The organism is Nocardia sp. NPDC051981 (assembly GCF_040680715.1).
Classification (GTDB): domain Bacteria; phylum Actinomycetota; class Actinomycetes; order Mycobacteriales; family Mycobacteriaceae; genus Nocardia.
Genome location: NZ_JBFAXK010000009.1, coordinates 211,681 through 236,550 on the forward strand (window position 1 = coordinate 211,681; position 24,870 = coordinate 236,550).

Sequence of the window (24,870 nt, forward strand, 5' to 3'; positions counted from 1 at the left end):
AGGCTCGCGGCCGTGCGGTTGACGGAGTTCCAGGAGCTGTTGCATACCGAGTTCGGGACGGCGCGGGGAGACGTGCTGCTGACCGATCATGTACTGCCGTCCATGGGGCGGACGGGGGCCCAGGCCATCGAGGCGGGGGTGGATCCCCGCGACGTGTGGCGGGCGCTGTGCGCGGAATTCGACGTGCCGAAGTCGCGATGGTGAGCAGATCCGCGTGAGTCTGCGGCTGCCGCCGCGCGTGGCGGAGCTGCTCGGGCCGAATCCAGCGTGGTCGGACGATCACGAGGGGCGCAGTGGCGGGGTCGTCCGGGCCAATGGAACGTATTGGGTCAAGCGTGGTGCGGTCGCGGTGGCGGAGTTTCCGCGGTATCGGTGGCTGCGGGGGCGGTCGATGGCGGTGCCGGAGATCGCGGTCTTCGAGGACGACATGCTGGTGCTCGTCGATGCGGGAGTGCCGAGTGTGGCCTCGGTGCAGCCGGATTCGCCGGGCTGGGATCTCGGCGATGATTTCGGCGCCGGCGAGGTGGAGGCATTCTTCGCCGCCTACGGCCTGCTCGATCCCGATCCGGCGCGGCTGGCCTACTACCGCCTGCTCGACGAATTGTTCTGAGCCGCGGGAGGTTCGCCTACTCCGCCTGCGTCTTCTTCGCGTAGTGCCGGGTGGCCTTGGCGCGGTTGCCGCAGGCCGCCATGGAATGCCAGCGGCGAGTGCCGTTCTTGGAGGTATCCAGGAAGTACAGGACGCACTGCGGGTGCGCGCACTGCTTGATGCGGTCCGGGGTGCTCGCCAGCAGGTCGAGCAGGTTGTCGGCGGCGAGCCAGCCGGGTAGCCAGGCCGGATCGGCGACCTCGGGGAGCGCGGCCGGGCCGTCCGGGGTGAGAGCGCGGCGGATGCGGCCGTGCGCCAGGACGGTATTGAGGTCGTCGGCGGTCTCGCCGCGGACCGCGCGCAGGATCGCTTCCCGGGTCGTCACGAGCGCGTGCAGCGTCGCCTCGTCGGCGGGCAGGTCGAGGTCGTTGTCGGCCAGCCACCCGCGCAGCCCGGACACGTCGGTGAGCAGGTCCCGGGGTCCCGTCGCCGCGATCCAGCGGGTGTTGAGCAGGTCCAGGGCGAGCGGTTCACCGAGGTGGGGGCGTGGTTCTGGCACGCCTGAGGGTAACCGCCGTAGTGCGCGCATCGGCCCGACGACTCCTTTCTAACCGGCAAAACCAACTATAGGGGTTGACGATAGGCCTTCGCCGCCGCTAGTTTCTAACCTGTCAAACAAACTATGATGGTTAAACTTCCTAAGGGGTTCCTCATGACCGCACCTGTTCTCGCGACCGGGCACATCGGCCTCAATGTCACCGATCTCGACCGCTCGGTGGACTTCTACCGTCGCGCCCTCGGTTTCGAACAGCTCGGCGCCGGCGGCGAGGGCGCCCAGCGCTTCGCTTTCCTCGGGCGCGATGGCAAACTCCAGGTCACCCTCTGGCAGCAGAGCGACGGCGAGTTCTCCGCCAAAACCCCCGGCCTGCACCATCTCTCGTTCCAGGTCGACACCATCGACCAGGTCCGGGAGGTGGAATCCGCTTTGAAGGCCCTGAATGTCGCCTTCGCCCACGACGGCGTGGTCGCCCATGGTGAGGGCGCCTCCTCCGGCGGCATCTTCTTCATCGACCCCGACGGCATCCGCCTCGAGATCTACGCCCCCTCCGGCGCCGACCACGCCCCGGCCCCCTCCGGCGCCGCCCCCACCTGCGGCTTCTTCTGATCCGGAATACCGCCACCAGCACCAGAATTCACCCGAGAAGACGGTCACCTCCGCAGGCGGCCCGATGGGAGCTCACATGAACGCCGTCTCGACACGCGATGCGCACCACGGCGACAAGGCATCGGCCACGGATAAGGCCGGCACGCAGGCCTCCGGGTCCGGATCGACCACCGATACGGTGACTGCCGGTGGCGCCACGTCGAAGGGTGTCGTGGCGGCGAGCGGGATCGGCTATCACCCTGGGGAATTGGCCGTGCAGCGGCGCATGGGGCAGGAGGATATCGCTCAGCGGGTCGGGCGGATGATCCGCGCTGATATTCCGGCCGCGGCGGCGGCATTCCTGGCGGACCAGCCGATGATCGTGGTGGCTGCCGCGGATGACGGTGGGCGGATGTGGGCGGGGCAGTTGGTTGGGCCGCCGGGGTTCGTGTACGCCTCCGGGGAGCGGGCGATCGAGGTCGAGGCATTGCCGGTGGCCGGCGATCCGCTCGCCGAATCGCTGCGCGGCGCACGGCATGTCGGCATGATCGCGTTGCAGCCGCAATTGCGGCGGCGGATGCGGGTCAATGGCGTGATCGCACCCACCGCGACCGGGCTGCACATCGATACCGAGCAGGTGTATTCGAACTGCCCGAAGTACATCTCCCGCCGCGGCATCGAGGAGTGGGCGACGGGCGGGGCTCCCACGGTACGCCGGACCAGCGCGCTGGACGAGTCGCAACGGCAGCTCATCGCCCGTGCCGACGCGTTCTTCATCGCGTCCGCCGATGTCGACGGCAATGCCGACGCGTCCCATCGCGGCGGCAATCCCGGCTTCCTGCAGGTGCTTTCCCCGGCCCGCCTGCGCTGGCCCGACTACCGTGGCAACTCCATGTTCATGACCCTCGGCAATATCGTCGCCGACCCGCGCTGCGGCCTCCTGATTCCCGACTGGCGTACCGGCACCACCCTGCAACTCACCGGTACCGCCGAGATCACCTGGGAGGAAGCCGCTTTCACGCTCGGTGCCCAATGCGCCATCGACTTCACCCTCACCGAAGTCGTCGAAATCACGAATGCCACACCCTTGCGCTGGAGCGAACCCGAGCTGTCCCCGGCCAATCCCTAGCGTCCAGCCCACCCGCACCGAATCGAAAGGTCTCCCTCATGCGTCCTCCGCTACCTCCCTTCGACCTCGAATCCGCCAGGCTCAAAGTCCGCGCTGCCGAAAACGCCTGGAACACGCGCGATCCCGAGACGGTCGCCCAGGCGTACACCGAGGATTCCGTCTGGCGTAACCGCGACGAATTCCTCACCGGCCGCGCCGAAATCGTCGATTTCCTGAAGCGCAAGTGGGCCAAGGAGAACGGCTATGCGCTGCGCAAGGACCTGTGGTCCTTCACGGAGAATCGCATCGCGGTCCGCTTCCAATACGAATGGCACGACGACGAGGGCCAGTGGCACCGCAGCTACGGCAACGAACTCTGGGAATTCGCCCCCGATGGCCGCATGTCCCGCCGCGAGGCCAGCATCAACGACGTCCCCATCGCAGAGTCCGACCGCCGCATCTTCGGCCCCCGGACCCCCGACGAGGACGCCCTGGGCTTCCCTCTTCGGTGACAACAAGATCAGGGAGCTCTCACTGCGGGGAATTCGGGCGAATTCCACCGTGAGAGCTCCCTGATCTTGATTTCCAGGTCAGACAACCGCCGCGGGCTCGGGCGGGCTGAGGACGGGGGTCTCGGGGGTGTGGAGCGAGGCGCGGGTGTAGAGGGCGAAAACAACCGCGGCTGAGACGATTCCGAAGACGCCCGCAGTGAGCGTCGCCGAGTTCAGCCCGTCCACGAAGCCGTGAGTCATCGGGTGCGCATCGCTCGTGTCGCGGAGGACGGTGCCCAGCACCGCGACTCCCAGTGCCAGGCCCAGCTGCCGCGCGGTGTTGATCGCACCGGCGGCGGTGCCGCTCTGCCGCGGCGGGACCGCGGCCATGCCTACCGCCATCAGCGGCGGAGCCATCACGCCCACGCCGACACCGATCACCAGGAAGCCGGGAATGGCGGCGGTCCAGGAGGATCCGGAGTCGATGAGGGTCAGCAGGGAGCTGCCCGCGCCGATCGTCAGCAGGCCGCCGCCGATCGTCCACTTCGGTGCGACCTCGTGCAGGAACCGGCCGAAGATGCCCGAGGTCAGGAAGGCGCACACCGACATCGGCAGCATCGACAGCCCGGCCCGCAGCGGGGTCAGGTGCAGGTACTGCTGCAGCCACAGTGACACCAGCGGGCTGGACGCGAAGGCGGCGAAGCTCATGCCGACCGCGGCGATCAGCGTCGCGGTGAAGCCCGCGCTGCGCAGTAGCGGCAGCGGCAACATCGGTGCCGCGCTGCGGGATTCGAGCACGATGAACGCGATCAGTGAGAACGCGCCGGCGATCAGTGCCACCGCCGCCCCGCGATCACCCCAGCCGTGCTCGCCGCCCCGGATGATGCCGTAGGTGACGGCGGTCGCCGCGACGGTGAAGCTCAGCATCCCTCCGACGTCGATGCGCCGGTCCGCGTGCCGCGGCGACGGCCCGAACGCCAAGGCGGACAACATGATCGCGATCGCGGCGATCGGCAGGTTGACGAAGAAGATCCACCGCCACGACAGCAGATCGGTCAGCACGCCGCCCAGTACCACGCCGATACCGGCCGCCGCACCCGACACCGCGCCCCACGCGCTGAACGCGATGCCGCGATCACGACCGGTATACGTGGCGTGCAGCAGCGAGAGCGTGGTGGCCAGCATGGCCGCGCCGCCGATGCCCTGCGCCGCGCGTGCCGCCACCAGCACGCCCGCCGACCCGGCGACACCGCAGGCCAGGCTGGCGGCCGCGAACAGGGCCAGGCCGATCAGATAGGTGGGTTTCGCGCCGAACCGGTCGGCGAGCGAGCCGAGCATGAGCAGCAGTGCGGCCAGCGCCAGCGCGTAGCCGTCGATGACCCATTGCAGCCCGGACAGGCCGGTGCCCAGGTCGGCGGCAATGTCCGGCAGCGCCACATTCACGATGGTGACGTCGATGAGCAGCATCAGTGAGCCCAGGCACGCGGCGAAGAGGGGCAACCACTTCCGCATGAGAACCTCCAGAGAACGAACGATTTCGTCTCCAAGCATGGGATAGGCGCTTGGATCCACCTAGCTGTCCGGATCGATGCGGTAGATTCCTCCTATGTTCGAGGAAGAGCTGGATGATTCCTCCGTCCTGGACGTGCTCGACAAGCAGATCGTGCACGGCCTGGTCACCGATGCGCGCATCCCGTTCGCGCGGCTGGGGGCGATCCTCGGCGTCTCCGAGCAGACGGTGGCGCGGCGGTATCGGTCACTGCGCTCGCGCGGCATGATTCATGTGGCGGGCCAGGTGAACACGGTGCCGCTGGGGCAGCCGCGCTGGGTCATGCGCATCACCTCGACGCCCGCCAAGGCCGTCGCCCTGGCCGAATCTCTCGCGCGGGTACCGGAATTGAGCTGGGTGTCGCTGTTGACCAGTGGTTTCGAGATCATGTGCGCGGGCCGCACGCGGTCGATCGAGCGGCGGGACGAGTTGCTGCTGCGCGTAATTCCGCGCGCCAGTTCGGTGGTCGGGCTGACGGTGCACGAGGTGATGCGGCAGTTTCCGTTCCCCGAGGAGTGGCCCCGCTACGACCGGTTCTTCACCGCGGAGCAGCTGCGCGAGCTCGGCCCGCGGCCGCCGATGTGGGAGCCCGTGGGTCCGGAGACCCAGGTCACGCTGTCGCGCGAGGACGAGGCGATGATGGCCATCCTGGCGCGGGACGGACGCGCGCCCTACGCGCGGCTGGCGGCCGCCACCGGCTGGAGCGCGACCCGGGTGGCCCGGCGGATGAGCGAGCTCATCGAGTCCGGCGTGCTCTACTTCGACCTCGACTTCGCTTTGCAGCTCATGGGTTACACGTGTCGCGCGGTGCTGTGGATGCGGGTGGATCCGGCGCGGCTGGAGGAGGTGGGCAAGGCCATCTCGGAGCATTCGGAGGTCGCCTACCTGGCGGCGATCACCGGGCCGGCCAATCTGACCGCGTCGCTGGTCTGCCGGGACAATGCTCATCTGTACCGCTACGTGACCGAACGGCTCGGTGCGTTGCCCGGCATCCGGGATATCGAGGTGACGACGGCGTTGCGGGTGTTCAAGCAGTCGCAGACGCTGGTCGACGCGCAGAAGCTCGCGGTGCTGCCCTGATTGCCGAATGCTTGCCGCCGGGTCTTTCGCGTGTCGCCCAGCGCGTCACTTGCATCGAACACCTGTTCGTCTAAGCTCGTCGTCGGAACTTGTCGGTGCCGCCCTCTAACGTGGGCGCCAACCACAGCATGAGACACACCCGTTGAGAAGGGGATCAGACGATGGCACCACAGGCTTTCGATCGTGACAAGGCGCTCGAGCTCGCGCTCGCGCAGGTGGAGAAGAGCTTCGGCAAGGGCGCGGTCATGCGTCTGGGCGAAGAGGCGCGTCAGCCCATCGCGGTGATTCCGACCGGCTCCATCGCGCTGGATGTGGCGCTGGGTCTGGGTGGCCTGCCGCGCGGCCGCATCGTCGAGATCTACGGTCCGGAATCCTCGGGTAAGACCACCGTCGCCCTGCACGCGGTCGCCAACGCGCAGGCCGCCGGCGGTGTCGCCGCCTTCATCGACGCCGAGCACGCGCTGGATCCCGACTACGCCCGCAAGCTGGGTGTCGACACCGACGCGCTGCTGGTCTCCCAGCCGGACACCGGTGAGCAGGCCCTCGAAATCGCCGACATGCTGGTGCGTTCCGGCGCCATCGACATCATCGTCATCGACTCCGTCGCCGCCCTGGTGCCGCGCGCCGAAATCGAGGGCGAGATGGGTGACAGCCACGTCGGTCTGCAGGCCCGCCTGATGAGCCAGGCGCTGCGCAAGATGACCAGCGCGCTCAACAACTCCGGCACCACCGCCATCTTCATCAACCAGCTGCGCGAGAAGATCGGCGTCATGTTCGGCTCCCCCGAGACCACCACCGGTGGTAAGGCGCTGAAGTTCTACGCCTCGGTCCGCCTGGACGTCCGCCGCATCGAGACCCTCAAGGACGGTTCGGACGCGGTCGGTAACCGCACCCGCGTGAAGGTCGTCAAGAACAAGGTGAGCCCGCCGTTCAAGCAGGCCGAGTTCGACATCCTCTACGGCATCGGCATCTCCAAGGAGGGCTCGATCATCGACATGGGTGTCGATCAGGGCTTCATCCGCAAGTCCGGCTCCTGGTACACCTACGAGGGCGACCAGCTCGGCCAGGGTAAGGAGAACGCCCGCAAGTTCCTCCTCGAGAACACCGATGTCCGCGACGAGATCGAGAAGAAGATCAAGGAGAAGCTCGGCATCGGCGCGGACGTCACCGCCGAAGAGGCCCCCGCCGACTTCTGACCCATGACCCCTCGGGAACCCGAAGGGCCCCGGCCTGATTCGCCGGGGCCCGCTCGCCTGGACGCGGTGGAACGCCTCCGCCGCCAACTGGAGTCCTCCGCCGCCCGCAAGGCCGGCCGCCGCCCCACCGCTCCCAGGCCCCGAACCCCCGAGCCCGGCCACGACCTCTTCGGCCCCGCCGACCCCTACACCACCGGCATCGGCACCTGGAACTACGGCCCATCGACCACTGCCGCGTCCTATCACCCTGTCCACGAAGACAATTCGCCGGACACCGAACACTCCACCTGGCGCACCACCGACGACGCGACCACCACACCCGAGCCGCCCTCGTCGCACCGACCGGAGCTCTCCGAGCCATCGCGGCCACAACCCTCCGACCCGAGCCGAGACCATGAGCCGCCGGATCATCCGCCCGGCAACCCCTCCGGCCCCGCCGCGTCCGCCATCGGTCCCACGCCTGCTGCCTCGGCCATCGGCCCCGATTCTGCCGCCTCGGATTCTTCCCGCCCGCACTACCTTTCGCCCACCGGGCGCCGCCGCGCGCCGGGGCAGTGGCCGAAGGAAGCGCCCACTGCCCCCGGTGATGGCGGAACCCACTCTGCCGCATATATCCACGAAGACTCGGTCCCACCCACTTCGACCCACTCAGCCGCGGAACCGATCTCGGCCACCGAAAGCCGGGAGGACACGCTGCGGGCCGAATCGGCCGAGGCGACCGCCGCTGATTCCGCACGTCTCGGTCGGGCGGCGCATGGTGAGGCTCGACCGAACGAGCTCGACGCCGGGCCGGACTCCGGTCGACGCCGGCTCGGTGACTGCGCGCCCGCGACTGTGGATGGGTTTGCCGGTGGTACGGCCCAGAACTCGGTCGGCGGTGCTCCGAGGGACAGGCTGGCGGCGGCGCGGGCAGCCTTGGCCGAGGCGAATGCGGTCGTGGCTGCGAAAGCGGCGGGGGGTGGGGCGAGCGCGCAGAAACGCGGTCGTCGAAACACTCGCGGATCCCGCTCAACCTCTGTTGAGCGGGTGTCTGGGGACTCCTACGACGAGTCGGGTGAGCCGGACGAGTTCTCGGCGCGGGGGAATGAGGGACTCGGCGCGGGTCGTGGAGCGGATTTCTCGGAACGAAGTGGCGCGCAATCGGATCGGCGAGGTCGTCGGGACAGACGGCGACGTGGCGAAGACGAGTCGACCGGTGGGGACCGGCCGAGGTGTGAAGATGAGCTGAGGCGTGGAGGCGAGTCGAGGGGTGGGGACGACGGCAGTCGTGGGAATTCGGCCGATGTCGGTTCGGAAGTCTCGGCTGATCGGGGGGAGGAGTTCGGTGGGGGTGGGCGGCGGCGTGGACGTGGTCGTGGGCGTTCGGAATCCGGAGGGGAGCCGGGGGGACCGGTCGGTACCGGGGGAGGTGGGACCGAGGCGCAGGCGAAGGACGTGTGCCTGCGGTTACTGACCGATCGGGCTCGGAGCCGGGCCGAGTTGGCGGATCGGTTGGCGGATCGGGGTTTCACTGCTGCCGTGGCGAAGCGGGTGCTGGATCGGCTGACCGAGGTCGGGCTGATCGATGATGCGGCGTTCGCGGAGCAGTGGGTGCGGTCACGGCACACCTACTCGGGCAAGGGCAAGAAGGTCCTCGCCGAGGAATTGCGGCGCAAGGGCATTGCGCCGGAGGATGCCGAACCGGCGCTCGAGTCGGTGACCGCCGAGGACGAGAATGCCCGCGCCGGGGAGCTGGTGCGCCGGAAGCTGACCACGCTGCCCCCGGACCTGGACCGCGACAAGGCCATCAGTCGCCTGGTCGCCATGCTGGCACGCCGCGGCTACACCCCGGGCACCGCCTACGAGGTGGTGACGGGCGAACTCGCCGCGCTCGCGACGCGACGCGCCCAGGAACAGCCACCCGACACCCGGTCCTCGTCCGCGCCTGGCCTCGCAGGGCGTGCGAAGCCCACCGCATCCCGCCGCGAATTCGCCGCTGACGATACCGATTCCGCAGCTGAACTGGTCCGCACCAAGCTCCGTACCCTGTCGCCCGGACTCGACCGCGACACGGCCACCCGCCGGCTGGTCGGCCTGTTGGCACGTCGCGGCTACAGTCCCGGCACCGCGTATCAGGTGGTGGCGGCGGAGCTCGCAGCGTCGGGTGTACTCCACATGAGCGAGCGGACCGACGCTCATCGTGAGCAGAATTCCGACAGCCAGAACGAGAACTCCGACCGCATGGCCTCCTCGCCGATGCGCCGCGCAAATGCCGGGCCGCGCGACAGGGCCGTGCTGGGCGGTCGCGACCTCGACGAGAGCGGCTCCGAAGAGTCGGCGTCAGAGACCGACTCGCCAGAGAACGAGCAGGATCGTGCCGCCGAACTGGTGCGCGCCAAACTCCGCACCTTGCCCCGAGACCTGGACCGCGACAAAGCCATCCGCCGTCTGGTCGGTCTCCTGGCCCGCCGCGGTTTCAGCCAATCCACCGCCTACTCGGTGGTGAAATCCGAACTGGCCGCCAGCGGATTCGATGTCTGACTGCGCTCTCGGCTCGATCTGAGAACTCGGCGTCTATCCCGACCACTTGATGACCAAGGTGATCACCGCGGCCACCACGGCGAGAGTGAGGGCGGCGGCGCCCCATAGGACGCCGTGGCGTGCCCATGGCCGGTTGTCGTCGAGGGAGAATCGGCCCGGCCCGGCGATCGCCAGCGTCAGCGCGGCCACGGCGAACAGCAGGGCACTCTCGTAGCCCATCAGCCCGTGATGCCAGGTCACATTCATCGCGTTGATCATGGTGCCGATGGCGATCGCCGCCGCGAGCGGCGTGAACAGCCCGAGGAACAGCAGCGCGCCGCCGGTGAATTCACACAGCCCCGCCAGCGTGCCGAACACCTTGCCCGGGTGATACCCCATCTTCTCGAAGCCAGAGGTGGTCTGGTGCCAGCCCGCGCCATTGAACCACCCGAACAGTTTCTGGCTGCCGTGCACGAACAACAACCCCCCGAAGAACACACGTAACACCAGCAGCCCCACATCGACCCCAATGGAATCGATATCCTTGCCCGGATCCTTGACGTTGCTATCGGTGACGTTGGTGGTCATGACGTCCCACTTCGTGTGATGAAGCCGGTTGATGAAACAACTGTCTTCCCGTCCCACCGAGGAATACGCGCCCGCCCCTGAACCGGTTCAATCGGCCCCCACGACCGAGTTCCGAGCCGAATCGACAGCCTTGTACTCAGGTCCTCACACATGTGGTCACTGTGACCTGAAACCACCACGAAGCACGACTACAGATACGAGGGGCACACGAAGGCGAAAACAACTGGATTCGGGATCGTCACGCGCGAGGGTGCCGTACGCACAGCCTTCAGTGCAGGACGCCGCCTGGGCGGCGGGTGGAGAGGGCGCGGCGGGTGTGGCGGTGGTTGGTGTGGCGGAGGGTGCGGGGGGTGGCCATGTGGGGTGCGGATGGGCGGGGTGGTTTGTCGTGGCGGGAGGCCAGGAGGCGGCCTGCGGCCTCGTGAATGGCGAGCGCGCCGATGACGGCGGCGAAGGCGGTGAGGCCGGCGAGGAGGGGGGTGACGATGGTGGTCAGGAACAGCCCGAAGACGAATTCTCTTCGAGCGCTGCCGTCTTCGTTCATGAAGACCAGTATGCGAGCTGGATGGAGCAATTGTCCCAGGGTCGGCCGAGCATTCCCGGAATGCCCGGTCCCGGTTCGGGAGTCGCGGCTCCCGAACCGGGGTCCGAGGTCAGCTCCCCGAACACGCGTCGCCGATCACACGCCGGATGCGGACTGGTCCCCCATGATGACATCCAAGCCCGGGGGAGGGGTGACGGCGCCCGCCGCGAGCACGGCCCGGGAGCCGCGCTTGCGAGTGCGCAGCCACTTCTCCACGCGGGTGGCGATCACGGTCAGCGCGTAGTTGATGACGATCATGATGATGGCCACCACGATCAGCGACGGGATCGGATTCTTTTCCGCCGCACCGAGCTGCGTGCCTCTGCGCACGATTTCCAGATAGGTGATCTGGTAGGCCAGCGCGGAGTCCTTCAGCGCCACCACCATCTGCGAGATGAGCGCCGGCAGCATGGCGGTGACGGCCTGCGGCAGCAGAATCGTCACCATTACCTGGGTTTTGCGCATGCCCAGGGCGACGGCGGCCTCGGTCTGTCCCCGGGGCAGCGCCCGGATGCCCGAGCGCACGATCTCGGCGATGACCGATCCGTTGTAGATGGTCAGCGCCGCCACCGCGGCCGCGAGCGCCAGCTGGTCGGAGGGGAAGACGTTCTGCTGGGCGAACAGGGTGAACAGGAACAGTATCAGGATCAGCACGGGTATGGCCCGCGAGATCTCCACCACCACACCGGCGAACCAGCGCACCACGCGATGGTCCGACAGTCGCAGAATGCCGAACACCATTCCGAGGACCAGCGCCAGCACGATCGACAGCGCGGCCGCCTCGAGGGTGCCGCGCAGACCCGGCAGGAGGTAGGTGCGCCAGGTATCACCCTCGGTGAAGGGCTTCCACTTGTCGGCGGTGAACTGACCCTTGTCGGCCAGCCCGTGATAGACGAACCAGACCGCCGCCACCGCGGCCGCGATGACGACGACCGAGTAGACGCGGTAGCGCAGGCGCGCGCGGGGTCCCGGCGCGTCGTAGAGCACGGACGCGGTCATCGCGCCACCTCGAATCGCTTGGCCAGCCAACCGAAGAACAGACCGGTCGGCAATGTCAGGATCACGAACCCGAGCGCGAAGATAGCGCCGACACTTAGCGGCGCCGCCTCGTTCTCGTTCATCTCCGACATGAGCAGCGCGGCCTCACCGACGCCGATGGCCGAGGCGATGGTCGAGTTCTTGGTCAGGGCGATGAACACACTGCCCAGCGGTGCGATGACCGCCCGGAACGCCTGCGGCAGCACCACGAGCCGCAGGTTCTGCCCGAAGGTGAGCCCCAGCGAACGCCCCGCCTCCGACTGCCCGAACGGCACCGTATTGATGCCCGCCCGCAGCGACTCGCACACAAAAGCCGCTGTGTAGACGCTCAATCCGACAATGGCGAAGCGAAAACTGTTCTCCGCGATGCTGTTCGGCCCCTCGGCCGCGAGCCGCCACCCGAGGGTCTGGTACAGGCCCAGCGAGCAGAACACGATGATCAGCGTGAGCGGCGTATTGCGAATGATGTTGACGTACAACGCGCCGATCCAGCGTGCGATCGGAATCGGCGACACCCGCATGGCCGCCACGATGGTGCCGAGAATCAGCGCGAAGAACGCCGAATACAGCGTCAGTTTGATCGTCACCCAGAACGCGTCGAGCAGTTTGGTGTGATAGTTGGAGATCAAGTCGAACACGACTGCCCCATTCCTCCGATCGGAAGACGAAGCACGCCGGGTGATTTCGCGAGACGTGAAATCACCTGGCGCGCCCGCGAATCAGTACCGGTCGACCTTGGGCGGTTCCGGGATCTGGAAGCCGGTGCTGCCGAATTCCTTCTCCAGCGCCGCCTTCCACGCGCCGGAGGTGATCATGGCGTCGATGGCGTCGTTGATCTTGCCGCGCGATTCGGTGTCGCCCTTCTTCACGCCGATGCCGTAGTTCTCGACGGAGAAGGTCTTGCCGACCACCTTCAGCGCGCCCGGCGACTGCGCCGCGTAACCGCGCAGGATGATGTCATCGGTGGTGACCGCGTCCACCGCGCCCGACTTCAGCGCCTCCACGCACAGCGAGTAGGTGTCGTACTCCTGCAGCTGAACTTCCTTGGCGTACTTGTCCTTCACGTTCTGCGCCGGGGTGGAGCCCTTGACCGAGCAGAGCTTCTTGTTGCCGGTCAGCGATTCCGGCCCGGTGACGTCGGTGTTGTCCGACCGCACCAGCAGCGACTGCCCGGTCACGAAGTACGGGCCCGCGAAGTCGACCTTCTGCTTGCGGGCGTCGGTGATGGAGTAGGTGGCGACGATGAAGTCGACCTGCCCGTTCTGGATCAGCGTCTCGCGCTGCGCCGACGGCGATTCCTTGAAGGTGATGTTCTCCGGCTTCACGCCCATCTTGTCGGCCACGTACTTGGCGACGTCGACGTCGAAACCGCTGTAGCTGCCGTCCTTGTTGAGCAGTCCCAGGCCCGGCTGGTCGAACTTGATGCCGATGGTGAGTTTGCCGTCGGCCGCGTGTTGGCTGGCGGTCTTGTTGCTGCCGCCGCCGCATGCGGTGACGGCGAGCGCCAGCGCAGCCACTCCGGCGGCGATCCGGATTGCGTGGTTGATCCTCATCGAACGTCCTGTTCTCTCGTGGAGTGCGGGAGTGTTCCCTAGTGGAGCGGAGTCAGTGGGAGAGGATCTTGCCCAGGAAGTCCCTGGCGCGATCCGATTTCGGTGCGGTGAAGAAGGATTCGGGCTCGGTGTCCTCGACGATCTGGCCGTCGGCCATGAACAGCACCCGATTGCCCGCGCGCCGCGCGAAGCCCATCTCGTGGGTGACGACGAGCATGGTCATGCCCTCCTTGGCCAGCCCGACCATGACCTCGAGCACCTCGGACACCATCTCCGGGTCGAGCGCGGAGGTCGGCTCGTCGAACAGCATCACCTTGGGGTTCATGGCCAGCGCCCGCGCGATGGCCACGCGCTGCTGCTGACCGCCCGACAGCTGCGCCGGATACTTGTCGGCCTGATTGGCGATGCCCACCCGGTCGAGCAGTTCCAGTGCCCGGGCGCGCGCCTGAGTCTTGTCGACGCGCCGCACCTTCACCGGCGCCAGCATCACGTTCTCGAGAATCGTCTTGTGCGCGAACAGGTTGAACTGCTGGAAAACCATCCCCACATCGGCGCGCAGCTTCGCGAGGGCCTTGCCCTCGTCGGGCAGTTTCACGCCGTCGACGGCGATCTCACCGGAGTCGATGGTCTCGAGCCGGTTGATGGTTCGGCACAGGGTCGACTTGCCGGAGCCGGAGGGCCCCACCACGATCACGACCTGCCCTTTGGGCACTTCGAGATTGATGTCACGCAACACGTGCAGCGAGCCGAAGTGCTTGTCCACATTCCGCATCGAGATCATCGGCGCGGGAGTGCTGATGGAATCGGCCACGTCGGTCATGACCAGTGACCCTAACCATGTCGTGCCCGAAATGCTCGTCTTTGCCAGGGCGGCTCGAACTATGGCAGGACTCGACACCCCCGCGTAACCAGCGATTGATGCTGCTGAGACCACCATCGCCCGGTCGGACGATGATTCGCTGACAATTCCATGACCATCCGCCGGACCGGTCCCGGCCATCACAGGTCCGCCACGTCCGCCCGGGTCGCCCGGCGCGGACGGGGTTTATGGCCTGCGCCGGGCACCTATTACCCTGGTTGGGTGAATTCCCCGGCCCGGACCTATGAGGTACGCACTTACGGCTGCCAGATGAACGTGCACGACTCCGAGCGGCTCTCGGGTCTGCTCGAGGACGCCGGCTACGTCAAGGCCGTGGCCGGTGATACCGCTGACCTGGTCGTCTTCAATACCTGCGCGGTGCGCGAGAACGCCGACAACAAGCTGTACGGCACCCTCGGACACCTCGCGCCCATCAAGGCCGACCGCCCGGGCATGCAGATCGCCGTCGGCGGCTGCCTGGCGCAGAAGGACCGCGACACCGTGGTCAAGAAGGCGCCCTGGGTGGATGTGGTGTTCGGCACCCACAACATCGGCTCGCTGCCGGTGCTGCTGGAGCGGGCCCGCCACAACGAGCAGGCCCAGGTCGAGATCATCGAATCGCTGGAGGCGTTCCCGTCGACGCTGCCCGCCAAGCGCGAGTCGGCGTACGCGGGCTGGGTGTCGATCTCGGTGGGCTGCAACAACACCTGCACGTTCTGCATCGTGCCGGCGTTGCGGGGCAAGGAGGTCGACCGGCGTCCGGGCGACGTGCTCGCCGAGGTGCAGGCACTGGTCGAGCAGGGCGTGCTCGAGGTGACGCTGCTGGGTCAGAACGTCAACTCCTACGGCGTCTCCTTCGCCGATCCGGAGGAACCCCGCGACCGCGGCGCCTTCGCGAAACTGCTGCGCGCCACCGGAAATATCGAGGGCCTCGAGCGGGTGCGCTTCACCTCCCCGCACCCCGCCGAGTTCACCGACGACGTCATCGAGGCCATGGCCGAGACGCCGAATGTCTGCCCGCAGCTGCACATGCCGCTGCAGTCCGGGTCGGATCGCGTGCTCAAGGCCATGCGCCGCTCGTACCGCAGCGCCAAGTTCCTCGGCATCATCGAGAAGGTGCGCGCGGCCATGCCGCACGCCGCCATCACCACCGACATCATCGTCGGCTTCCCGGGCGAGACCGAGGAGGACTTCCAGGCCACCCTGGATGTGGTGCGGCAGGCGCGTTTCACCAGCGCCTTCACCTTCCAGTACTCCATCCGGCCCGGCACGCCCGCGGCGACCATGCCCGATCAGCTGCCGAAGGAGGTCGTGCAGGAACGCTACGACCGTCTCATCGCGCTGCAGGAGCAGATTTCGCTGGAAGGCAATCAGGCGCTGATCGGCTCGACCGTCGAGCTGCTGGTCGCCGAGGGCGCCGGCAAGAAGAACGACAAGACCGCGCGCATGTCCGGTCGCGCCCGCGACGGCCGGCTCGTGCACTTCCGCCCGCCGGTGGATCCGGCTCCCTGCAACGAGATCCGGCCCGGCGATGTGATCACCGTCGACGTCACCGGTGCGGCACCGCACTACCTCATCGCCGACGGCGAGGTGCTCACCCACCGCCGCACCCGTGCCGGGGACGCGCACGAGCGCGGCGTCACCCCCAAGACCGCGCCGATCGGCGTCGGCCTGGGCCTGCCGCGCATCGGCGTGCCGGTCGTGGTGGAGACCGCGGCCGCGGGCTGCGGCCCGGCCTGCGGCGAGTAGGGCCCGGCCTGCGGCGCGGCCTGCGGCGAGTAAGGCCCGGCCTGCGGCGAGCGTCCGGCCCGCGGCTACCGCGCCGGTCGGCGCCACCTCGGGCGGCGAATGGTGGGGTCGCTGTCAACTACACAGCGTCATAGGGCAGGATCGCTGGGGTACGTGCGAGGGATCGATCCGTCACGGGTACTCCTCGCACACCGCCTGACCACATCCCGGCGCGGGAGCGCTAGCCGTCAGCAAGGATCTCGAGTGGTATGACCGAGCAGCAGCCCACCGGCCCGGACGAGCCTCGTGACCGGCCGGAGCATCCGGAAGACGAAGCAGCACAATCGGAACCGGCGTCGGAACCGACGCCCGAGGCGAACGAGGAGAGCATGCAGGCCGCCGAGAACAGTCAGGACTTCGAGCAGTTCCGCGCGGACCTCGAGGCCGTCGAACGCAAGATCGCCGGCGAGATCGACCCGGGCGTGCGCGCCATGGTCGTGGCCGGTTCGGTGTTCGTGCTGCTCGCCTCGCTGGTGCTACCGCACGCGGGCAAGACCCGCGGTTTCGACGTGCTGCTGTACGACACGGTCGCCCAGGCCGACCACATCGGCCTGCCCTCGCGGGTCTTCGTCTGGTTCGTCGTCGTGTTCGGCATCGGGTTCTCGGTGCTGGCGCTCATCACCCGCCGCTGGCTGCTGGCCTGGATCGCGGTCGCGGGGTCGGCCATCGGCAGCGTGTTCGGCGTGCTGTCCATCTGGCACCGCCAGACCCCGGGCCTGGGCAACTACCACGGTGCGGGCCCGGGCATCGGCCTGATCGTGGCCACTATCGCCATCGTGGTGCTGACCTTCCACTGGGTCCGGGTGGTGTGGGCGCGCACCTCCGTGCAGCTGGCCGCCGAGGAACAGCGCCGCCTGGCCGAGGCCAAGGCCGAGGAACAGCAGCGCCGCCGCCTCTTCGGCGAGGACTGAGCAATCGACCCAGGCCCGGTGGCAACCGAATGCGGTTGCCACCGGGCCTTTTCGTGCCACGGGCGAGGTCAGGCGGCGGCGCGGTCGGGGCGGTAGGCGAGGCCGGCGACCATGGCCGCCAGGCCCGCTGCCACCATGTAGAACCAGCCCGCGCGGAACTCGGTCATGGTGCGGTGAGCGGTGTCGCCGAGGATGGCGGTCAGGATGGCGACGCCGAGGGCGGAACTGGTCTGGCGGGCCATCATCAGAGTGCCGGAGCCGAGCGAGATCTGGTCGGCGGGCAGCAGGGTCGAGGCGCCGAACAGCGGCGGTTGCAGCAGCGCGGTGCTGGCCCCGGCCAGGATCGCGCCCGGAACCATCACCACCGCATAGGAATTCGAGAAGCCGCTGGCCAGCACCCACCAGGCGCAGCCCAGTGCGATGGCCGCCCCGCCCAGCGCCGCCGAGGCGCGCGCCCCGACCAGCGCGACGAAGCGGCCGGACAGCGGCGACAGCAGCAGGCAGCTGATCGGCATGGCCGCCACGCCCAGGCTGGCGCGCAGGGTCGAATACCGCCATTCCTCGGTCATGAACAGCGTGGCCTCCAGGATCATGGCGGCGAAGGCCAGGTAGTAGCAGAAGACCCCGAGGGTGGCGGTGCGGAACAGGCGGTGCCGCAACACGATCGGGCTCACCACCGGGTCCGGGTGGCGGCGGACGTGGCGGACGAACACGGCCGTCAGGGCGAGGGCGGCGACCAGGCAGCCCAGGGTGCCCGGGGCGGTGTAGCCCCAGTCGGTGGCCTGCACGAACACTGTGGTGAAGGCGGCGGTGGCCCCGAGGATCAGCGCCGCGCCCAGCAGATCCAGCCGCCGGTTGGCGCGCTGCTGGATATCGGGCAGCACGCGCAGCCCGAAGGCGAAGGCCACCACCGTGAACGGCACGTTCAGCAGGAAGATCCAGCGCCAGCCGGCCTGCAGCAGCAGTCCGCCGATGACCGGGCCGCTCGCGCCGCCCGCCGCGGCGATCGCGGTCCAGATGCCCATGACCGTGGCGTGCTCGCGCTTCGGGAACACCGGCAGCACCAGGCCGAGCCCGGTCGGGATGAGCAGGGCCGCGGCCGCGGCCTGCAGCACGCGGGCCACGATCAGGACGGCCAGGTTCGGAGCGATGCCGCAAGCGATGGACGCCAGCCCGAAAAGCGCTATGCCGAGCAGGAATCCGCGTTTGCGGCCGGTGTCGTCGGCGAACCGGCCGGCCGGAACCAGTAGGGCGGCCATGACGATGGTGTACGCGTTCAACGTCCACGACACCGCGCCGGTCGAGGCGTAGCCGAAGGACTGCTGGAGCGCCGGGAAGGCGACGATGACCGCGAACAGATCCAGGATGGCCAGGTACTGGGCGATCGCGGCAATCGCCAGCACCCGCCATCGGCGCGGGTCGAGAGCCGTATCCGGTTGGGGGAGTGCGGTTGTGGCGTCGGTCGTCGTGGTCATGTCTTCGACTATGCGAAGCGGTGGCACGATCCACGAGTGGCAGGAATGCCACACTGCGCTAGATTTCTGACACGCTGCGGCGTTAGATTCGAGTCATGGAATCGACCGGTCCCGGAACCCTGGCCGTCGCCGTCGCACCCGGCATGCCGATCTTCGAGGTGGCCATCCCGTACCAGGTCTTCTACGAGCCGCCCCTCGGCGTCGACCCCGCCGCCTGGTACGACTTCCAGCTCTGCGGCCCGCGCGACACCGAGCACGCCACGCTGCGAGATCCCTTCGTGGCCTTGACCGATCACGACTACGACGACCTGATCCGTGCCGACACCGTGATCGTCCCGTCCACCCCGAACGTCCGCGAGGACCCGCCCGCCGACCTGGTCGAGGCGGTCCGCGCCGCCTACCAGCGCGGCGCCCGCATCGCCTCGCTGTGCACCGGCGCCTTCGTGCTGGCCGCCGCGGGCCTGCTCGACGGCCGCCGCATGACCACCCACTGGCGGCACATCGCCGCCCTGCGCGAGCGCCACCCCCACCTCGACATCGACCCCGGCGTGCTCTATATCGACGACGGCCGCATCCTCACCAGCGCCGGCACCATGGCCGGCATGGACCTGTGCATCCACCTGATCCGCAAGGACCTCGGCTCCCGGGCCGCCAATGCCGCCGCCCGCTACCTGGTCGTGTCCCCACACCGCGCCGGCGGCCAGGCCCAATACCTGCAGTCCCCGGTCCCCGCCCAGCCCACCGACACCGGCCTCGCCACCACCCTCGAATGGGCTCTCACCAATCTCGAACACCCCTTGACCGTCGCGGACCTCGCCGGCCACGCCAACCTCAGCGAGCGCACCCTGGCCCGCCGTTTCCACGCCGAACTCGGCGGCACCCCGCTTCAGTGGCTGCTCACCCAACGCCTGATCCGAGCCCGCGAACTCCTCGAACTCACCGACCTCCCCGTCGACGTCGTCGCCGCCCGCTGCGGCCTCGGCACCGCCGCCAACCTCCGCACCCACTTCAACCGCGAAGTAGGCCTCCCCCCGAGCGAATATCGCCGCTCGCACCGCCCCACCCGCCACGAGATCATCACCGAACCCGCCCCGGCCCAGCTCAACTGAAGCCACGGCCGAGGATGGCCGGGCCGGCGCACCAAACATGGTGGGCCACAACCAGATCCGGCATCGTCCCGCCGGAGGGTGTTCTGGGCCGGTCGACCCGATCGGTCGTGCCGGTGGTCACCGGGTGCGCGATCAGCGTTTCGCGGCTCGGCGCCATGCACCGAGCCTGATCACGACCGCACACCCCCGGTGCTGATCGCCTGGGCCACAAGGGAACCCAGGCGGTCGGCTCAGCGCTGGCTGACCGCGCCCTCGGCGGCCTCGGCCCACTCGCGCCACTGCTTGGCCTGCTCCAGGGCCTTCTCCGCGTCGCGGGTCTTGCCGGCGGCCTGGGCCTTGGCGGCCTGCTCCTCGAACTGGGCGACGCGCTCGCGGAACTGGGCGGCGCGGGCCATGGCCTCGGGGTCGGTGCGGCGCCACTGGGCGTCGACGGCCTCGCGGACCTTCTTCTCGATGGCGCGCAGCCGCGATTCCAGATCGTGCATGCGCTCGCGCGGGACCTTACCGATGGCGTCCCACTTCTCCTGCAGCTCGCGCAGGGCGCTGCGGGCGGCGTCCAGGTCGGCATCGGGGTTGATGTGCTCGTAGGCGTGCAGCAGCGCTTCCTTGGCGGACGCGTTCTCCTCGAACTCGTGGTCGCGTTCGCTGGCGGCGGCATTGCGGGCGGCGAAGAAGACATCCTGCGCGGCCTTGAATCGACGCCACAGCTGCTCGTCGGCCTCGCGCGGGGCGCGTCCGGCGGCCTTCCACTCGGTCAGCAGATCGCGGAAGACGGCCGCGGTGCCGGACCAGTCGGTCGAACCCGACAGCTCCTCGGCGCGGACACAGAGCTCTTCCTTGCGGCCCTTGGCGGCGGCACGCTCCCGGTCGAGTTCGGCGAAGTGAGCGCCGCGGCGGCGGTTGAAGGCCTCGCGGGCCTTGGAGAAGCGCCGCCACAGCGCGTCGTCGACCTTGCGGTCCACGCCGCGAATGGTCTTCCACTCGTCCAGGATCTCCCGCAGCCGGTCACCGGCGACCTTCCACTGGGTGGAGTCGTTGGCGATCTGCTCGGCCTCGGCGGCCAGGGCTTCTTTGCGCTCGGTTTGCTCGTGCCGGGTGCGTTCCTTCTCCTCCTTGGCGTGCGCGGCCGCCTCGTCGGAGTGTTCGATGATGGCCTGCAGCCGGGCCGTCAACCCATCGATATCGCCGATGACCGCCGCAGTCGGCAACGTTTCGGCAATCGCAATGGCGGCGGTCTTGGTCTTGCGGGCATCGGTGCCGGCGGCAAGCCGGGCCTCGAGCAAGGCGACCTCGGTGGCCAGATCGTCGTAACGGCGGCCGAAGTGGGCCAGACCCTCGGCGGCGTCACCGGCCTGCCAGGAGCCGATGACACGTTCGCCGTCGGCGGTCTTGACCCAGGCGGTGCCGTCGTCGTCGACCCGTCCCCACTGGCTGGGGTCGCTCACGCTCGGTACGACGACCGGATGCGGATGGTGCGCCGCCGCGCCGGGCGTGGGCTTGACGGCATGGGGTTTGGGGGATTCGGGTTTGCGGCGCGGGCCCCCAGGACGGGGTGCGGTGGCGGCCGCCGGTGATGGCTTGGCGCCCTCGCTCGGGGTGGGCATCGGCGCGCCGGGCTTGGGCGTCGGGGTCGACTCCGGGTGGGTAGCCTTCTCGTTTCCGTTGTTGTCGGTCATTGCTCCTCGTCCCTGCCGCGCGTCACGGCTGCCTGGTTACGCCCTAGCTCATCGGTCTAGCTCATCCCATTCAACCAGGCTGAGATGGGAAATGCTGTCTTTGAGCCCGCTTCGGCGGCGCGGCGATCGGTGGGGGTGGGGCTGGTGAGGTGCGTTAGCGCTACGGTTGTCGGCGTGTTCTGTGTTGCGTCACTGGTCCCTTCGCCGCCCGTGCTGGTGCCCGAACTCGGGGGCGCGGCCGGTGCGTCGGCCGAAGGAACGATCGCGGAGCTGCGAGCTGCGGTGTTGCGGGCCGCGGGGGAGTTGGCGGCGCGCGCGTCGCGGTGGATCGTGGTCGGCGTGGCGGAGCCGGAGGAGGGTTCCGGGGGCGGCGATTCCGGCCGCGTGATCGGTTCCGATGCGGTGGGCACATTCCGGGGATACGGGGTGGACCTGTGTGTCGGTTTGTCCGGGGTGGTTGCCGAGCGTGTCGCGGACCCGATGCTGCCGCTGCCGGCCTTGATCGCGGGCTGGCTGCGCGAGCAGGTCGCGCCGGAGGTCACCGCCGAATGCCGTCTGATCTCGGCCGATGCCGCCGCCGACGAGAGCCTGACCTTCGGCCGGCTGCTGCGGGCCGACCTCGACGCCGAGCCGGAATCGATCGCGGTGCTGATCGTCGGCGACGGCGCGGCAACCCTGTCGCTCAAGGCCCCCCGCTATCTGGACGAGCGCGCCGCCGGCGTGCAGGAGGCCATCGACCGGGCGCTGAGCGCGGGGGACCGGCAGGCCCTGGCCGCCCTGGACACCCGCCTGTGCGCCGAGATCGAGGTGCAGGGCCGTCCCGCCTACCAGGTGCTGGCCGGACTGTTCGCCACCGATGCCGCCGACCCCGACGTCGAAACCCTCTACGCCGCAGCCCCGTTCGGCGTCGCCTACCACGTCAGCGTGTGGCGTCCGCGTGCGCGCGGCGGAGCCGTCACATGACCCGGCCCATCGCCGTGGTCGGCCCCACCGCCACCGGGAAATCCGATCTGGCCCTGGATCTGGCGCAGCGGCTCGACGGCGAGATCGTCAATATCGACGCCATGCAGCTCTACCGCGGCATGGACATCGGCACCGCCAAGCTGCCGGTGTCCGAACGCCGCGGCATCCCGCACCACCAGCTCGACGTCCTCGACATCACCGAGACCGCCACCGTCGCCTCGTATCAGACGGCGGCCCGCGCCGATGTGGAGGCCATCATGGCGCGCGGGCGCACCCCGGTCATCGTCGGCGGATCCATGATGTATGTCCAAGCGCTGCTGGATGATTGGGATTTCCCGGCCACCGACCCGGAGATCCGCGCCAAGTGGGAGGCGGTGCTGGCCGATCGTGGCACCGTCGCCGTACACGAGGCATTGAAGCGGGCCGATCCCGTGGCCGCGCAGACCATCCTGCCCACCGACGGCCGCCGCATGGTGCGCGCGCTGGAGGTGGTGGAGCTGACCGGTGAGCCGTTCGCCGCCTCGGCGCCCCGGATCGGTGAACCACGGTGGGGGACGGTCATTATCGGCGTCGATCGCGACACGGCCGAGTTGGATGCCCGCATCGAGGTGCGCACCGCGACCATGTTCGAGTCCGGTCTCGTCGAGGAGGTCGAGGGCCTCGTCGCGCTGGGCCTGCGCCACGGCCAAACCGCCCGGCGCGCCATCGGTTACGCGCAAGTCCTCGATTTCCTGGACAACGAATACGAGCTGAACGAAGCTCAGGAGCGCACCTTCATCGGCACCCGGCGCTATGTCCGGCGACAACGTTCGTGGTTTCGTCGAGACCAGCGGGTGCGATGGGTGGACGGCGCGGATCCCGCCTTGGCGGATACCGCGCTGGCCCTCGTCAACTCCTCACCGATGAGGGACGAACAGGAACCCCAGTGACGCGTCGCGCGAACACTCGCACCGCGGCGGTTCAGGTGTGGCAGGCCTACCTGACCACCCGTGCCGCCCGGATCCGGGACAATCGATTCCTGGTGCAGGGCATACGGCCCATCAGTCGCGCCCTCGAACGCCGTTGGCCGCTGGAGACTCTCGTGTACCGGCTACCCGAGCCGTCGCCGTGGGCGCGGCAGGTGCTCGATTCCAGCGGCGTACCCGGTGTCGGGCTGGTGCCGGAGGTGATGGCCGGGCTGGCCGAACCCGGTGAGCCGGTGCCGGAACTGGTGGCGGTGGCGGTGACCCAGCGGCCCGAGCTGGAGGATTTCGCGCCGGGCACGCCGGAGGATCCGGCCACCGTGGTGGTCATCGACCGGCCCGCGTCGGCGATCCGGCTCGGGGCGCTCATCCGTTCGGCGGCGGCGTTCGGCGTGGGCGGGGTGATCGTGACCGGTTCCGGCGTCGACCACTACGACCCGCAGAGCGTGCGCGCCTCCGACGGCGCGCTGTTCGCCGTCCCCGTGCTGCGCGCCTCGGGCCCGGCGCAGGTGGGTACCTTCCGGGACCGGCAGCGGGCCCGCGGCGTCGCCACCCGTATCGTCGGTAGTGACGACCACGGCGGCCTGGCCCTCGACGACGCCGAGTTCGACGGCGGCACCGTCCTGGTCCTGGGTGACGAGAGCGAATCGCTCGCCCCCGCCTGGCGGCAGGTGTGCGACGAGCTGATCTGCATCCCGACCGACGGCACCCTCGGTGCGCCCGCGGCGGCCGCGGTGGCCCTCTACGAAATATCCCGGCAGCGCCGGGCGCTACGGTGAGGACTATGACGAGCGAGAACAGCGCCGCTGACATCGAATTCAGCAAGGGCCACGGCACCCAGAACGATTTCGTGGTGCTGCCCGACCCGGACGCGTGGCTGGAGCTCACGCCGTCCCGGGTCGCCGCGTTGTGCGACCGGCAGCGCGGGCTCGGCGCGGACGGGGTGCTGCGGGTCGCGCGCGCGGGCGCGCTGATCGAAACCGGTGTGCTGGCCGCGCTGCCCGAGGGCGTCAGCGCCGGGGACTGGTTCATGGACTACCGCAATGCGGACGGATCCATCGCCGAGATGTGCGGCAACGGGGTGCGCGTGTTCGCGCATTACCTGGTCGCGACCGGGATGGAGCAGAGCGCGGAATTCGTGGTCGGTTCGCGCGCGGGCGCGCGGCCGGTGGTGGTGCACCACGCCGATCCCGTGCACGGCGAGGTGACCGTGGCCATGGGCCGGGTGAAGACGCTCGGCGTCTCGACCGCGACCGTGAGCGGACGCGAATTCACCGGCCTCGGCATCGATGTCGGCAATCCGCACCTGGCCTGCGTGGATCCGGAGCTGACCACGGCTTCGCTCGCCGAACTGAACCTCGAGCAGCTGCCGGGCTTCGACCACACCCTGTTCCCGAACGGCGTGAACGTCGAGATCCTCACCGCGCTGGCCGTCGGCTCGGACGGTGAGCGGGGCGTCGACATGCGCGTCTACGAGCGCGGCGTCGGCGAAACCCGTTCCTGCGGAACGGGAACCGTGGCCGCGGCGGCCGCCGCCCTGGCCCGCGACGGCTTCGACCTGGCCTCCGATGCCGGGCATGTGAAGGTCCGCATTCCCGGCGGCGTGGTGACCGTCGGCATCGAGAACGGGGCGGCCTGGCTGCGCGGCCCGTCGGAGCTGGTGGCGACGGGCCGCCTTGCGGCCAAGTGGTGGCAGGACGCGTGACCCG

General features: G+C 68.9%; 24 protein-coding genes and 1 pseudogene. 15 read left to right on the forward strand and 10 right to left on the reverse strand.

The features are described 5' to 3' along the window. Positions 1-12: 12 nt before the first annotated feature. A complete protein-coding gene (locus tag AB0L60_RS18705; RefSeq protein ID WP_040859434.1) occupies positions 13-204 on the forward strand; it encodes a DUF3046 domain-containing protein in 192 nt (63 codons plus the stop codon). A 10-nt stretch (positions 205-214) separates the two neighbouring features. Continuing rightward, positions 215-610 (forward strand): hypothetical protein, encoded by a 396-nt coding sequence (locus tag AB0L60_RS18710; protein ID WP_364615114.1) that lies wholly within the window; start codon positions 215-217, stop codon positions 608-610. A gap of 16 nt (positions 611-626) precedes the next feature. Here the strand turns inward: AB0L60_RS18710 and AB0L60_RS18715 are convergent, their stop codons facing one another. Continuing rightward, entirely contained in the window at positions 627-1,148 is a 522-nt protein-coding gene (locus AB0L60_RS18715) for a CGNR zinc finger domain-containing protein (protein WP_364615117.1), read from the reverse strand. A 153-nt stretch (positions 1,149-1,301) separates the two neighbouring features. On the opposite strand from AB0L60_RS18715, the gene AB0L60_RS18720 reads away from it, so the two are divergent. From AB0L60_RS18720 to AB0L60_RS18730, 3 genes are all read left to right on the forward strand, one after another. Next, positions 1,302-1,754 carry a VOC family protein gene (locus AB0L60_RS18720; RefSeq protein ID WP_364615120.1) on the forward strand — a complete coding sequence of 151 codons (453 nt, stop codon included), beginning with the start codon at positions 1,302-1,304 and terminating at the stop codon, positions 1,752-1,754. A 226-nt stretch (positions 1,755-1,980) separates the two neighbouring features. Then, a complete protein-coding gene (locus AB0L60_RS18725) occupies positions 1,981-2,862 on the forward strand; it encodes a pyridoxamine 5'-phosphate oxidase family protein (RefSeq protein ID WP_364615260.1) in 882 nt (293 codons plus the stop codon). Between the two features lie 38 nt (positions 2,863-2,900). Then, entirely contained in the window at positions 2,901-3,353 is a 453-nt protein-coding gene (locus AB0L60_RS18730; protein WP_364615123.1) for a nuclear transport factor 2 family protein, read from the forward strand. Positions 3,354-3,431: 78 nt separating this feature from the next. On the opposite strand, the gene AB0L60_RS18735 is transcribed toward AB0L60_RS18730, so the two are convergent. Continuing rightward, the gene (locus AB0L60_RS18735) at positions 3,432-4,844 is read right to left on the reverse strand and encodes a DHA2 family efflux MFS transporter permease subunit (RefSeq protein ID WP_364615126.1); all 1,413 of its coding nucleotides are present in this window, start codon (positions 4,842-4,844) and stop codon (positions 3,432-3,434) included. Between the two features lie 94 nt (positions 4,845-4,938). Here AB0L60_RS18735 and AB0L60_RS18740 point away from each other — a divergent pair, with 94 nt between their 5' ends. From AB0L60_RS18740 to recX, 3 genes and pseudogenes are all read left to right on the forward strand, one after another. Then, positions 4,939-5,961 carry an Lrp/AsnC family transcriptional regulator gene (locus AB0L60_RS18740; protein WP_364615129.1) on the forward strand — a complete coding sequence of 341 codons (1,023 nt, stop codon included), beginning with the start codon at positions 4,939-4,941 and terminating at the stop codon, positions 5,959-5,961. A gap of 161 nt (positions 5,962-6,122) precedes the next feature. Next, the gene (gene recA, locus AB0L60_RS18745) at positions 6,123-7,157 is read left to right on the forward strand and encodes a recombinase RecA (RefSeq protein ID WP_364615132.1); all 1,035 of its coding nucleotides are present in this window, start codon (positions 6,123-6,125) and stop codon (positions 7,155-7,157) included. Positions 7,158-8,555: 1,398 nt separating this feature from the next. Then, positions 8,556-9,029, forward strand: a pseudogene (recX, locus tag AB0L60_RS18750) (recombination regulator RecX); the annotation flags it as partial. A 681-nt stretch (positions 9,030-9,710) separates the two neighbouring features. On the opposite strand, the gene AB0L60_RS18755 reads toward recX, so the two are convergent. The 6 genes from AB0L60_RS18755 to AB0L60_RS18780 all read right to left on the reverse strand — a co-directional run bounded on the left by AB0L60_RS18755 (position 9,711) and on the right by AB0L60_RS18780 (position 14,199). After that, positions 9,711-10,244 carry a DoxX family protein gene (locus tag AB0L60_RS18755; RefSeq protein WP_364615135.1) on the reverse strand — a complete coding sequence of 178 codons (534 nt, stop codon included), beginning with the start codon at positions 10,242-10,244 and terminating at the stop codon, positions 9,711-9,713. Positions 10,245-10,512: 268 nt separating this feature from the next. Beyond that, positions 10,513-10,788 (reverse strand): hypothetical protein, encoded by a 276-nt coding sequence (locus AB0L60_RS18760; protein ID WP_364615138.1) that lies wholly within the window; start codon positions 10,786-10,788, stop codon positions 10,513-10,515. A 135-nt stretch (positions 10,789-10,923) separates the two neighbouring features. Then, on the reverse strand, positions 10,924-11,826 hold the full coding sequence (locus AB0L60_RS18765; RefSeq protein ID WP_364615141.1) for an amino acid ABC transporter permease: 903 nt from the start codon (positions 11,824-11,826) through the stop codon (positions 10,924-10,926). Then, positions 11,823-12,503, reverse strand: a complete 681-nt coding sequence (locus AB0L60_RS18770) for an amino acid ABC transporter permease (protein WP_364615144.1) — start codon at positions 12,501-12,503, stop codon at positions 11,823-11,825. Before AB0L60_RS18770 ends, AB0L60_RS18765 begins: the two co-directional genes overlap by 4 nt. A gap of 81 nt (positions 12,504-12,584) precedes the next feature. Then, a complete protein-coding gene (locus AB0L60_RS18775) occupies positions 12,585-13,418 on the reverse strand; it encodes a glutamate ABC transporter substrate-binding protein (protein WP_354839620.1) in 834 nt (277 codons plus the stop codon). Positions 13,419-13,470: 52 nt separating this feature from the next. Continuing rightward, positions 13,471-14,199 carry an amino acid ABC transporter ATP-binding protein gene (locus tag AB0L60_RS18780; protein WP_354839740.1) on the reverse strand — a complete coding sequence of 243 codons (729 nt, stop codon included), beginning with the start codon at positions 14,197-14,199 and terminating at the stop codon, positions 13,471-13,473. A 300-nt stretch (positions 14,200-14,499) separates the two neighbouring features. Here AB0L60_RS18780 and miaB point away from each other — a divergent pair, with 300 nt between their 5' ends. Together miaB and AB0L60_RS18790 are read left to right on the forward strand one after the other, a co-directional pair. Then, positions 14,500-16,026, forward strand: coding sequence for a tRNA (N6-isopentenyl adenosine(37)-C2)-methylthiotransferase MiaB (gene miaB, locus AB0L60_RS18785; protein WP_364615149.1), 1,527 nt, complete (start codon positions 14,500-14,502; stop codon positions 16,024-16,026). 368 nt (positions 16,027-16,394) lie between these two features. Beyond that, complete coding sequence (locus AB0L60_RS18790) at positions 16,395-16,976, forward strand: hypothetical protein (RefSeq protein ID WP_354839743.1); 582 nt, start codon at positions 16,395-16,397, stop codon at positions 16,974-16,976. 68 nt (positions 16,977-17,044) lie between these two features. On the opposite strand, the gene AB0L60_RS18795 is transcribed toward AB0L60_RS18790, so the two are convergent. After that, on the reverse strand, positions 17,045-18,451 hold the full coding sequence (locus AB0L60_RS18795; RefSeq protein ID WP_364615152.1) for an MFS transporter: 1,407 nt from the start codon (positions 18,449-18,451) through the stop codon (positions 17,045-17,047). Positions 18,452-18,546: 95 nt separating this feature from the next. Between AB0L60_RS18795 and AB0L60_RS18800 the strand changes: the two genes are divergently transcribed. After that, complete coding sequence (locus AB0L60_RS18800; RefSeq protein ID WP_364615155.1) at positions 18,547-19,560, forward strand: helix-turn-helix domain-containing protein; 1,014 nt, start codon at positions 18,547-18,549, stop codon at positions 19,558-19,560. A 230-nt stretch (positions 19,561-19,790) separates the two neighbouring features. Here AB0L60_RS18800 and AB0L60_RS18805 read toward each other — a convergent pair whose 3' ends face one another. Further along, the gene (locus AB0L60_RS18805; protein ID WP_364615265.1) at positions 19,791-21,164 is read right to left on the reverse strand and encodes a DUF349 domain-containing protein; all 1,374 of its coding nucleotides are present in this window, start codon (positions 21,162-21,164) and stop codon (positions 19,791-19,793) included. Positions 21,165-21,410: 246 nt separating this feature from the next. Here AB0L60_RS18805 and AB0L60_RS18810 point away from each other — a divergent pair, with 246 nt between their 5' ends. Genes AB0L60_RS18810 through dapF form a run of 4 tightly spaced genes read left to right on the forward strand, consistent with a single transcriptional unit; the run spans position 21,411 to position 24,866 of the window. Further along, a complete protein-coding gene (locus AB0L60_RS18810; RefSeq protein ID WP_364615158.1) occupies positions 21,411-22,199 on the forward strand; it encodes a hypothetical protein in 789 nt (262 codons plus the stop codon). Continuing rightward, positions 22,196-23,128, forward strand: a complete 933-nt coding sequence (miaA, locus tag AB0L60_RS18815) for a tRNA (adenosine(37)-N6)-dimethylallyltransferase MiaA (protein ID WP_364615161.1) — start codon at positions 22,196-22,198, stop codon at positions 23,126-23,128. The genes AB0L60_RS18810 and miaA overlap by 4 nt, the downstream gene beginning before the upstream one ends. Then, positions 23,125-23,940, forward strand: a complete 816-nt coding sequence (locus AB0L60_RS18820) for a TrmH family RNA methyltransferase (RefSeq protein WP_364615164.1) — start codon at positions 23,125-23,127, stop codon at positions 23,938-23,940. Before miaA ends, AB0L60_RS18820 begins: the two co-directional genes overlap by 4 nt. A 5-nt stretch (positions 23,941-23,945) precedes the next feature. After that, entirely contained in the window at positions 23,946-24,866 is a 921-nt protein-coding gene (gene dapF / locus AB0L60_RS18825) for a diaminopimelate epimerase (RefSeq protein ID WP_364615167.1), read from the forward strand. The last annotated feature ends 4 nt before the right edge of the window (positions 24,867-24,870 follow it).